Below are 12,339 nucleotides of genomic sequence, written 5' to 3' on the forward strand. Positions count from 1 at the left end.
TAATTCAAAAAAAATCCTCCTTTTGAGTTAGCGTCTTCAGAACTATATTATTCTCACTAAGAATATAGTTTCGATATTAGAGGATTTTACAAATAAGCGGTTGTTGAATAGAGATAATTCTATTCTCAATCGCTTATTTTCATTTAATGCCGGTCCAATACTTAAACTTTCTTTTAACTAAAAAAACTGTTTCTTAAAGAATATTTTACAGAAAAGCTTTTGATTGGAAAAAGAACCTGTTTCAAAATGGTCATTTTATAGGAAATTGAGACTAACACTTAAAGAAAAATGACTGTTTTATCAATAAGGAAGCTTTAGCTCCAATTTCCAATGGTCTTTATTTTAGTTTTTTAAACTTGGATACATTTATCTCTGATTTTAATCCATTAATGGTAAGCGTCACTTTAAACTATGTTCCTCTCATCTGTTTGAGGTATTTCCTTGCCCTATTGATCAAAGGATGGTTCTTTTTGGTTAAAGTCTCAGATGACATTAAAGGTTTCACAAGCATTAATTATAAAAATTAAGAGCGAAAAAATTAATACCTTTAATGTCTCTCTATTAAAATCATTTTCATGAAGTCACTTATTTATAAAAAACTATGCCTTACGGCGCTCTTCCTTTCCATCAATTTTTCAATAAATGCCCAGGCTTTGAGCGGCCCGCAGATTGACAGCTTAGTCCAAAAAACGATGACTACTTTTGATGTTCCTGGAATGGCTGTGGCGGTTTTGAAGGATGGCCAGATTTATCATAAGAACACGTATGGTGTCAGGTCAATAAAATCAAATGTGAAAGTTGATGAAAACACACTTTTTGGTGTAGCTTCAAATACCAAAGCATTTACAACGGCAGCTATGGGTCAACTTGTAGATCAGGGCAAACTTTCTTGGGACACTAAAGTCATAGACGTCATCCCAGAATTTCAGCTTTACGATCCTTACGTGACACGTGAATTCACGGTTCGCGACCTCGTCACCCACCGCAGCGGCCTGGGTCTTGGCGCTGGAGATCTGATGGTTTTTCCCGCTTCAAATACAACCACCAAGGCTGAAATGATCCATAATCTTAGATATTTAAAACCTGTATCCTCTTTCAGAAGTAAATTTGATTATGACAACTTGCTCTATATCGTCGCAGGGGAGGTCATTTCAAGAATTTCAAAACAGCCATTTGACGATTATATTTCAAAAAACTTCTTTGAGCCATTAAAGATGAATCGCTCCCTTCTTTCATTAGCTGAAATAAAAGCAGACCATAATAGAATTGATGGTCATGCACCCGTAAATGGAAAACTCGAATTGACAGCAGATACCTTCACTCAGATATCGACTCCTGCAGCTGGAATTTTTGCCTCCATTAATGATATGTCCACCTGGGTAAAAGCATTATTAAACGAAGGGAAATACGGCGAAAAACTAAATGACAGTCTTTTCAGTACAAAAACCCTCAACGAAATGTGGACCCCGCAAACACTTATAAAAACTAGTAAAGGGCCGTATAATACGCATTTCTTAGCTTATGGCCTGGGGTGGTTTTTGAGTGATGTCAACGGCTATTTTCAAGTGACACACACGGGTGGATTGATCGGGATTGTGAGTCAGGTAACTCTTATTCCAGAAATGGATTTGGGAATCATTGTGCTCACCAATCAACAGAGCGGTGCGGCGTTTAACTCTGTTACAAATTCCATCAAGGACGCGTACTTTGGCATCAAAGACAAAGACAGAATACATCAATACAACGAACGTCGATTGGCAGGTGAGCAAGAAGAAGACAGTATCGTTTCTGCTTTGGAAAAAAGCATTGCCACACAACTTAAAAACAAAACCCAAAAACCTAACCCTGCGGATTATACCGGAACATATATAGATAACTGGTTTGGAAAAGTGGCCATCACCAATCAGAATGGCAGTCTTCATTTTAAAGCTTTAAAATCCTCGGACTTAACCGGAACCATGGCTTTTTATAAAGGCACAACCTATGTAGTACGCTGGAATGATGCCTCGCTTAAAGCCGATGCTTTTGTGAATTTCAGTTTGGACACCGAAGGTAAAGCGAATGGGTTTAAAATGAGCCCAATTTCACCATTGACTGATTTTAGTTTTGATTTTCAGGATTTGGATTTTAGGAAAGAGGACTGATCTAAATACCGTTAGTGTCAAAGAATGTCAAACAAAATTGGGATCAAACCTGATTGTTGTCCTTGCCTATTTTATCGGTCTTTTCCTGGATCTTGTTTTTAATCTCAAATGACTCAATTCATCCACTTTCATTCCATATAAAATTTAACTTCAACTCGGAAACAAATCGAAAATATATCCTTATTTTTATTCATTCTAAATAATAATGTGTTTTTACCGATATAATTTCGAAATTATGTATTCAAAACATCAAATAAAAGCCTTTATAGAAGTCGCTCCCATTCTTGAGGAGATCATAAAGACAAAACCTGTTTCTTGGATAAATCCCGACTTACAGTCTGTACAGCACGCGCCTAAATTCCCCATAGCCATGAATGATATGAGAGCAGCCGAGCAATTATGGACGCGTTTTGCACCATTTTTCGTAAAAGCTTTTCCCGAAACCGAAGAAAGTCGCGGAATTTTAGAATCTCCTCTCCTTGAAATCCCAAATATGAAATCGCTTTTAAATGATAACAAAGAAGATATTAAGGGACGACTGTTTTTAAAATGTGACAATGCACTACCTATTTGCGGGTCTATCAAAGCTCGTGGCGGATTTTTTGAAATCATGACCTACGCAGAAACATTAGCTCTCGAATCGGGCCTATTGAAAAAAGAGGACAATTACAGTATTTTGACCGCTCCTAAATTCCAGGAATTTTTCAGCAAACATCAGATTGGTGTAGCGTCAACTGGTAACCTCGGACTCAGTATTGGTATTATCAGTGCGAAATTGGGTTTTCAAGTGACAGTATATATGTCTGCCGATGCCAAACAGTGGAAAAAAGAGTTGTTACGTATGGCTGGAGTGACCGTCGTCGAGTTCGATGGCGATTTTAGCGAGGCCATTTCTGTAGGACGAGAAAAAACTAAGTCAGATCCGAATGCCCACTTTGTTGATGATGAAGATTCACACGATTTATTTCTTGGTTATACCGTAGGTGCATTACGGATAGCGGAACAATTAAAATCGCAACATATCAAGGTTGATGCAGATCATCCATTAATTGTCTATTCCCCTTGTGGCGTGGGTGGCTCTCCAGGCGGAACCGCTTTCGGATTAAAGCAAATTTATGGCGATCATGTGCATTGCTTTTTTATTGAACCTACCCATTCGCCCGCGGTCCTGACAGGATTGGTTACTGGTGAGATGAGCCAAATCAGTGTTCAGGATATTGGTCTTGACAATACCACAGATGCGGATGGCCTGGCTGTGGGCCGACCCTCCCATTTTGCTACAGAAATCAGTCAATCTTTAGTCAGCGGTATTTTCACGGTAGAAGATGACGAGCTGTTTCAACTTTTAACCCAATTAAAAGATACCGAAAACATCTTTCTCGAGCCTTCAGCTACTGCTGGTTTAATTGGACCTCAACGGCTACAAACAACAGATTATGCAAAAACACATCAACTCAACCTAAAGAACGCAACGCATGTTGTATGGGCCACTGGCGGTCTTCTCGTTCCTGAATTCCAAAGGAAAAAATTTTATGAAAGAGGACGGCAACTACTGGAGAAGTCATAAATCACCCATAAAATTAATCGTCAACAGACTTGACACCATATCTGTATCGGCATTATACCTCACGGAAGCAAACACGACATTAAAAAATAAATTGGTATTATATCTGGTTAGTTTTCACGTGCCTTGTATTTATCCAATATCTCCAAGGTTTCTTTTATGGGCAGCGCTTTCATTTGTCTTCCTTTTTGACCCACAATATCTTCAGCCATAAACATGGAATTATAAATGGCTTCTTCAGTAGCTTCAAAGACAGCCAAAAACAAAGGCGACATAAAATCATTTAGGACTTCTGGACTGTTTGTTTCAATAGCTTCAGGTTCATGTGGGATTCTGACATCTTTATGGGTGCTAAAGGCAATGCTGTAGTCGCCACTTCCGTTTGACGAGAAGGATCCGACCGCACCAAAAGCTAAAAATGAACGCCGTGCCAAGCGTTGTAAGTTTCTACTTGAAAGCGGAGCGTCAGTGGCAATAATAATCATACATGACCCATCTACTTGATATGGGACCTCGTTAGCCATATAATAATTATTCAATTCTTTGCCTACAGGAGCTCCGTTAATCCGCAAAATGCCACCAAAATTTGTCTGTACCAATACGCCTACGGTATATCCACCTTTAGACTTAGGAAGTACTCGGGAAGACGATCCGATGCCTCCTTTAAAACCAAGCGTATTCGTACCGGTACCAGCCCCAATATTACCTTCGAACACTTCTTTGGTCGAAGCCGTATTGATGGCTTCAAAAACATCAGAAGTGGTCACATGACGGCCTCTAATATCATTCAACCAACCATCATTGGTTTCTCCAACAATGGGATTGACCGACCTAATTCCAGAGTTTTCGGGAATGCTCAATGTGTAATCAACAAGTGCATTCGCTACCAAAAAAGCGTTCAGGGTATTTGTTAAGGCTATCGGTGATTCAATATTTCCCAATTCCTCAATTTGTGTGGTTCCAATCGACTTCCCAAAGCCATTGCCTACAAAAATACCAGCAGGGACTTTCTCTTTAAACAGATTGCCCTGATGTGGTAAAATAACGGTTACGCCCGTCCGAATGGAATCGCCGATATTTAAGGTTTTTTGGCCCACAGAAACACCAGCTACATCAGTAATGGCGTTGTACTTTCCAGGCGTCAAAATTCCTGGTTTAATACCTAAATCACGAGCACGTTGTCGTTCTTGAGCACTATTTTGAAACGGTAGACTAACCAAGAGTATGCATACCAAAATTATTCTTGTCATCAGTTATAAAGGTTTTAGTTTTTCGGGATTTATTTTGTGAATTAATTTTCTTGCCAAAACATTGGTAGGATTGATTGCAATCATACCACTGACTTCCTTGGTGGTGATTACCAATGGGATTTCAGTGCAACCTAAAATCACAGCTCCTGCGCCGTTTTTTTTAAGATAATTCATGGCAGTCTCCAAATTTTTCTTGGCATCTGGATGAAAAGGATTCGACTTTGATTTAATGCCATATTCTGGATGGTAAATGGCTGGGTGAACGCATCTTTCCTGCATCTCCAAAGTAGGCACAACAGCTTCGAAACCATGGTCTTTTAGAGCATTTGAATAAATTTTTTGCCTATAGGTTCCCGTTGTAGAAAGCACACCTATTTTAGAAACGTGTGGATAATTTACTTTAATGAAGTCGATCGTCTCATTGATCATATGTAGTAATTCAATGCGACTGTCTTGTTTTTGTAATTCTTCTTCGACCAAAGAAAAAATCTCAGGTGCATGTGCCGTATTACAAGGTATACCAACGACAGTAGCACCCGATTTTTCTAAGTCGGAAATTATTTTTGCAATAGAATAGCCTGGATTTTCATCGACTTCTCCTAAGAGGTATTCCGTCCTATCCTTGATCTTGGACGGTAAAGAAAACAACATTGCATCCAAATGGTCCTGATCCCTTTTGGCCAGAGTGTTATCGAAAATATTCTTTAATAAGTCAATTCCTGCATAAGGTCCTACACCTCCCACGATTCCAATCATAAACACATGTTTTTCTATTTAGAGCGGTATAATTCTACGCTATACAACATGCGAACTAAGATACAGACATTTTTTATAACATGATCAAAAACTGATTTTTTAGAAGTCTTTTTAGATATGGGACTATGGCACCACATTAAAACTCGCTTTCAATTTTGTAGTAGAATCCCCACCTATCCATACATTGAAAGCACCAGGCTCTACTTCCCATTTATTATTTGCAGTATAAAATTGTAACAGTTCAGCGTTAATCGTAAAACTAACCGTCTTGGAATCTCCAGCTTTCAATGAAATTTTTTCAAAGCCTTTCAATTCTTTGATTGGACGCACCAAACTTCCCACCAGGTCTCTGATGTACATCTGCACCACTTCTTCACCATCAACATTGCCCGTATTTTTAACAGTTACGGATACCTTGATCTCACCATCGGCAGCCATTTCAGTTTGATCCAATTTGAGATCAGCATACTCAAATGTGGTATAACTCAAGCCAAATCCGAAAGGATACAAGGCGCCCTTAGGAGCATCCCGATAGCCAGAAAAGGTGACATGATTTTGACTAAATGGTCGTCCCGTATTTTTTTGGTTGTAGTACAAAGGCTCTTGACCCACATGGTGCGGAAAGGATACTGGCAATTTCCCCGAAGGATTATAATCTCCAAACAGCACATCGGCAATGGCATTACCAGATTCAGAGCCCAAATGCCAACACTCTAAAATAGAAGGGACAATTTCAGAGGCACGACTAAGATCCATTGGTCGCCCGTTCATCAGCACAATAACCACATTTTTATTTGCCTTATAGATCGCTTCCAAAAGTTCATTTTGAAGTCCAGCAAAACCAATATCTACCTGACTTCTCCCCTCTCCGGTTTGATAGGCGTTTTCACCAATTGCCAGCAACACGACATCTGCTTTTTTTGCTGCGGCAACAGCAGCAGGAATGCCTAAAGCATCGGTAGTATTAAATTTTAAAGGATGTAGAAACTGATTGGCCCCTGGTTCAACAGTTGGTATGGTCAAATCGACACCTTTTTCATAATAGACTTTGGTGTTTTTACCAACCACCCCTTTTACGCCTTCCAATAGAGACACGGCAGAATTGTATTCGCCTTTTCCTCTCCAATTGCCCAATGGGGAATCCTTATCATTGGCCAAAGGTCCAATAACAGCAATGCTTTTGATATCTTTTGACAATGGTAGAATTTTGTTGTCATTCTTAAGTAGTACGATGGACTTTTTTGCAACTTCTCTTGCAAAGGCTAAATTTTCTGGGGTATATACTTCGTTCTTTTCACGTTCTTCATCACAATATTTATAAGGGTCATCAAACAATCCCAACTCAAACTTCAACCGTAGCACACGTCTAACGGCATCATCTATATGTTCTATCGAAATCTTATCCTCATTCAACAAAGCCTCTAAATGTGCTTCATAAGCATAAGACTCCATATCCATGTCGCTGCCTGCATTTAAGGCGATTTCTGCGGCGTGTTTCTTATCCCTCGCATAGCCGTGAGCAATCATCTCACCAATAGATCCCCAATCTGATACCATTAGTCCGCTCCAATTCCATTCTCCTTTCAAAAGATCGCGTTGTAAAACTTTATCCCCAGTTGCAGGAATACCATCAATATCATTAAACGAATTCATAAAAGTGGCAACCCCTGCTTCTGCAGCAGCTTTAAATGGTGGTAAAATCGTATTGTGCAATTCATGGACCCCGATGTTCACGGTGTTATAATCTCGTCCAGCCTCTCCAAATCCATATCCGGCAAAATGTTTTGCACATGCAGCAATTGTAAATTCAGACGACAGATCATCGCCTTGAAATCCTTTGATACGCGCCACCCCAATTTTTGAATTCAAGAATGGATCCTCCCCGGCACCTTCCATTACGCGACCCCAACGTGCATCTCGGGATACATCTATCATTGGCGCAAACGTCCAGTGCAAACCAGAAGCAGCAGATTCCTTAGCGGCAATTTCTGCCGATTTTTGCATCAGTTCCAAATCCCAACTAGCGCTTTCACCCAACGGAATTGGGAAAATAGTTTTATAGCCATGAATCACATCGTAGGCAAAAATCAAAGGAATCTTCAGACGGCTATTGTCCATAACAATCTTTTGCGTTTCCCTGATACTTGCTACAGAGGTGACATTCAACATTGAGCCGACTTCGCCCCTTTTCAGTTTTTCCAATTTATGCTGATCACCTTGCGAAGATGTCGGACCTGTTGCATCCCATCCCCCACTATATTGTACCAATTGCCCAATCTTTTCATTGAGACGCATTAAGGCCAAAACAGAATCTACTTTTTGTTCGATGTCATTAGTTGAAGACGACGGTTTTACATTGGGATTATTGACAGTTGAAGAAAACAATAATGCAATTAATGAAAGCTTTAAACTTACAATGGCTGTATAAAAAATAGTAGTGGAAATTTTCATTCGGTTAATTTATTTTATTTAACTATGAGTTTGACAAAAACCGGAAAGTGATCCGAAGGAAATCTAAAGTCTATAGAGCTTGAAAGCGTCGCATATTTTTCAACATTAATCCCATCGGAAACCATGATATAATCAATTCTTCTGGTTACAGGCTCATCATATTTAAAAGCATTAAATGTACCTTCGGGTCCAAAAACAACCTCAGCTTTTTCTCGAGAGTCTGAAAGTTGGTTTTTCAAAATTGTCACCACCTCGGAATTGGGTTCTACGTTGAAATCGCCCATAATGATTACCGGATACTTCTGGGTGTTCACCTCATTAATCTTATCCAAAATAAGCAGCATACCCTCTTTTTGGGCCACCTTTCCAACATGATCTAAATGGGTATTAAACACCCATATTTTTAGTTTACTTTCTTTAAATGTAAATAATCCATAAGTGCAAACCCTTGGATAGGCGGCATCCCAACCCTTGGAAACAACGTCAGGAGTTTCGGAAAGCCAAAATGTATGTTCTTTTTCAACACTTAATTTGTTGCTATTGTAATAAATTCCCGCATGCTCACCTTCCTGACCGCCGTCACGACCTTTACCAATAAATTCGTAATCTTTTAGGGATTCCTTTAAGTCTTCCACCTGATTTGGCCTTGCTTCCTGAACTCCAAGAATATCAGGTTCCAAAAACAGGATTTGAGAACTTAGAAAGTTCTTTCTATTGGGCCATGCATTTTCTTTGTCAGATGCAATATCCAGACGCAAATTATAAGTCATGACCTCAAGGTCGTTTTCTAAATTCACTTGAACCTGATTTAAACTCTTACAACCTGTTAGAGTTAAGGTCGCGATAAGCAATCCTATTATAAACTGTTTCATTTATTGATCTTTAGATTTTTGTTGAAAAACCCTGACGTAATCTACGGTCATTCTCTGCGGAAAAATCGATTCATCAATTCCCTGTCTACCTCCCCACATGCCACCTACAGCCACATTTAAGATGAGATGGAATTTTTTGTCAAAAGGCCATTCTGCAGTCGTTTTATGTTCGTTTGCTATGTGGTTATAAACAACACCATCCAACAAAAAATCTATTTTCTCTGGGGTCCATTCTATGGCAAAAACATGAAAAGTGTCGTTTGGACGATCAATAAAAATAGTTTTACCTTTTTGGGTTCCTTTTAAATGATTATAAGCTTTAGTATGGATGGTACCATGAATGGTATCATTGTCATAGCCAACATGTTCCATAATATCAATTTCACCACTTTCGGGCCAACCCAATTCTTTTCTGTCTTCGCTTAACATCCATATAGCGGGCCACATGCCACGGCCTTTTGGCAGTTTTGCACTGACTTCAATACGTCCGTATTTCCACTCAGCCAAACCTTCAGTAGTTAATCTTGCCGATGAATATTGGGCAGAATCAATTTCCTTTTTGTATTGAGCCCAAGGTTTTAGATTAGGATTGTTGAAGTCTTTGTTCGCGAGTTTTTCTTTATGCGCCTCAATGATCAGATGCCCGTTTTCCACTCTTGCATTTTTTAAGCTATCGGTATAATATTGCTTTTCTTCATTGGCGATAAATCCGTAACTATAGGTCCATTTTGTAGCATCTGGTTTTCCGTTATAATTGAATTCATCACTCCAGACCAATTCATAGTCTGTGTTATAAGTAGCGCTGTTTCTAATACGCTCAAATAAAAGTTCTGGTTCATCTGTGGTGATATAATCAAAACCATTTGCCAAAAGCAAATCTAAATCTTCAGCTTTATTGACGGTCCAAGCATTCAATTTTAAGTTGTGTGCTTTGGCACTCTCTATCCATTCTGGCTTTCGTTTAAAAATATGGATAGCATAATCCAATCCAGAAACCCCATCATCCCTTAGTGTTTCAGGCGACTTTGAGCCATCTAAATATTGAGTTTTGGCATTCGGGTTTATTTCTATGATTCTCTTTAATAACTCATAGCTAAAACTGATGTAATAGGAGATATACTTTTCTGCCTTAAGTTCATCAACGAGTTCCAATACTTTTTCTGCCATAAGCACATTTCGACCTTCAGTTTTTGAAGGTTTGATCTCACAAACCAAGCCTGTACCTGGATTGTTTTCCATTCCTGCAAGCAGATAATCTCTTAAGGTGGGCAAAACCTCACCATTGGACAATTTGTGTTTTGACAATTCTGAATAAGTGGTCTCCTCAATAAACAAACCATTATAGTCTGGATCATGGTTCACCACCAACACATTGTCTGAAGTCATTCGAACGTCAAATTCTGAACCGGTGCAGCCCAACTCTATTGCATGTTTTAGGGATGCAATAGAGTTTTGGGGAAGATTTAGAGCCTTCCATGCACCTCTGTGGGCAATCACTGGATTCTCAGCAAATGCAAACGCACTCTCGGCTTTAGTTGATTTACAAGCATTAAAAGTTAAAAAGGCTAAAACAATAAATATGAAACGCATAATGTAATCTTTAAAAGCATTGAAGCATATAACCATCTGAAAAAGAGTCCCTGCTACTAATCTTAAGTTGTAACTTGTTTATAGAAATTTGGTTTTAATATCCTGTATTTTGAGGGTAATTTGGTCCTAATAAATCTAAATCAATCTGTGCAATCGGAAAATTGATATAATGAGGTCTCCAATTTTCTCTTGGGTCTTTCTCTCCTAAATTAACAGGGAAATACTCACCATCCCCAGCATAACTAGTAATCTGTCTGTCAATAACACTCTGCCCCATTCTTTTTAAAGTAAACCAACGTTGGCCTTCAAAAGCAAGTTCCCTGGCCCGCTCATCCAAAATCGCTTGCTCATCGACACTGGTCAACGGTGCGGCTTTTGCTCTAGTTCTTACAGCATTTATATACGGTAAAGGATCTCCTGAAGATCTCATAATTGCCTCTGCAGCAATCAAATAAGTTTCAGCCAATCGATAGACCATAATATTACTTCTGTTCAGGTAAGAATCTGGATTATCGTCCTCTTGGGCGAATTTTATACAAGACGGATGAAGATTTTGATAGTACTTCTGATAAGTCTTGCTCGGATTATCCAAATCTGTTATGGGTTGATAAATAGTAATTTCCTGACCAACATTTGGACCTGAAGTATAATAATATTTCAATCTGAAATACGTGTTGTCATCTCTGGTATCATTTGGATCTTCCGCTAAAAGATTCAATAAATATAAGTTTGGCAAAACTCGTGAGAATCCTCTACCACCTTGTTCTACGTTAGCCTCAATACCCGCAATATGAAAATACTGGGTCACATAATTGGCGTTCATCATTGTATTCTCTCCGCCGCCCAATAAGTCATCTTTGGACTGGATTACAAATAAGGCCTCAGCGTGATTTCTATCGCCAGAAAAAACATCCGCAGTGGTTGGCATCAAACTGTGTGGGCCTTCCTCAATTAGAGAAACCGCCTGATATTTAGCTTCTTCCCAATTTCCTTCCCACATGGCCACCTTAGCTTTTAGATGTTTGGCCGTTCCTTTGGTGACGCGTCCCGCAGCATCCGTCCATCCCAAATGATCTATGGAAAAACTAAGGTCATTATTTAATAATGTAAAGATTTCTTCTTTTGAGGATCTATCATTAACTACGTCAAACGCATTTTCCACGGTTACCGTTTCAGTACTTATATAAATATTGTTAAACATTCTGTATAAATAGAAATAAGCTTCAGCTCTAAAAAATTTGGCCTCCGCTATAATCTGATTTTTCGCATTCTCATTTACACCTTCAACCTCCTCTGCCGCATTTATAATTGCAGTAGCTTTATTAGCCAGGTTATAGTAATGTTTCCAGAAAATCCCAGAGACAAAATTGGCTCCTTGATCAACTGGAGAAACACCTCTTTCATACCTTCCCATTAATCCTGTATAACCTGTTCTACTAAATGCCAGGTCACTTCTGGAAGACATCAAAACGGTACCCATAAAATCTTCCGTCCCATTATTATAACGATCTCTATTTATCTTATATAAACTAACAACACCAGACTTTAAGCCCTCTTCTGTAGTATATATGTAATCTGAGTCAATAAGTGTGCTCGGTTGCTCTTCTAGGAAATCTTGACAAGAGGCTAAGAAAAAGAATAGCGCTATGGAAAGTAAGATACTAATTTTTATTTCCAAATTAAAAAACTTCGTTTTCATAATATTATTTTTT

At 38.9% G+C, this 12,339-nt stretch carries 8 protein-coding genes; 2 read left to right on the top strand and 6 right to left on the bottom strand.

What is annotated here, in order from left to right; all coding sequences use genetic code 11:
- Positions 1-575 precede the first annotated feature (575 nt).
- Both G6N06_RS13960 and dsdA read left to right on the top strand, forming a co-directional pair.
- Entirely contained in the window at positions 576-2,144 is a 1,569-nt protein-coding gene (locus G6N06_RS13960) for a serine hydrolase (RefSeq protein WP_163517408.1), read from the top strand.
- Between the two features lie 235 nt (positions 2,145-2,379).
- Positions 2,380-3,711 (top strand): D-serine ammonia-lyase, encoded by a 1,332-nt coding sequence (dsdA, locus tag G6N06_RS13965; RefSeq protein WP_163517409.1) that lies wholly within the window; start codon positions 2,380-2,382, stop codon positions 3,709-3,711.
- A 107-nt stretch (positions 3,712-3,818) separates the two neighbouring features.
- Here dsdA and G6N06_RS13970 read toward each other — a convergent pair whose 3' ends face one another.
- The 6 genes from G6N06_RS13970 to G6N06_RS13995 form a co-directional block, all read right to left on the bottom strand.
- Positions 3,819-4,958, bottom strand: coding sequence for a DmpA family aminopeptidase (locus G6N06_RS13970; protein WP_163517410.1), 1,140 nt, complete (start codon positions 4,956-4,958; stop codon positions 3,819-3,821).
- Positions 4,959-4,961: 3 nt separating this feature from the next.
- Complete coding sequence (locus tag G6N06_RS13975) at positions 4,962-5,714, bottom strand: aspartate/glutamate racemase family protein (RefSeq protein WP_163517411.1); 753 nt, start codon at positions 5,712-5,714, stop codon at positions 4,962-4,964.
- A 123-nt stretch (positions 5,715-5,837) separates the two neighbouring features.
- Positions 5,838-8,165 carry a beta-glucosidase BglX gene (bglX, locus tag G6N06_RS13980; RefSeq protein WP_163517412.1) on the bottom strand — a complete coding sequence of 776 codons (2,328 nt, stop codon included), beginning with the start codon at positions 8,163-8,165 and terminating at the stop codon, positions 5,838-5,840.
- A 14-nt stretch (positions 8,166-8,179) separates the two neighbouring features.
- Positions 8,180-9,037, bottom strand: a complete 858-nt coding sequence (locus G6N06_RS13985; RefSeq protein WP_163517413.1) for an endonuclease/exonuclease/phosphatase family protein — start codon at positions 9,035-9,037, stop codon at positions 8,180-8,182.
- Positions 9,038-10,627 carry a family 16 glycosylhydrolase gene (locus G6N06_RS13990; protein ID WP_163517414.1) on the bottom strand — a complete coding sequence of 530 codons (1,590 nt, stop codon included), beginning with the start codon at positions 10,625-10,627 and terminating at the stop codon, positions 9,038-9,040.
- A 94-nt stretch (positions 10,628-10,721) separates the two neighbouring features.
- Positions 10,722-12,326, bottom strand: coding sequence for a RagB/SusD family nutrient uptake outer membrane protein (locus G6N06_RS13995; RefSeq protein ID WP_163517415.1), 1,605 nt, complete (start codon positions 12,324-12,326; stop codon positions 10,722-10,724).
- Positions 12,327-12,339 lie beyond the last annotated feature (13 nt).

This window comes from Gelidibacter japonicus (genome assembly GCF_010725055.1).
GTDB lineage: Bacteria > Bacteroidota > Bacteroidia > Flavobacteriales > Flavobacteriaceae > Gelidibacter > Gelidibacter japonicus.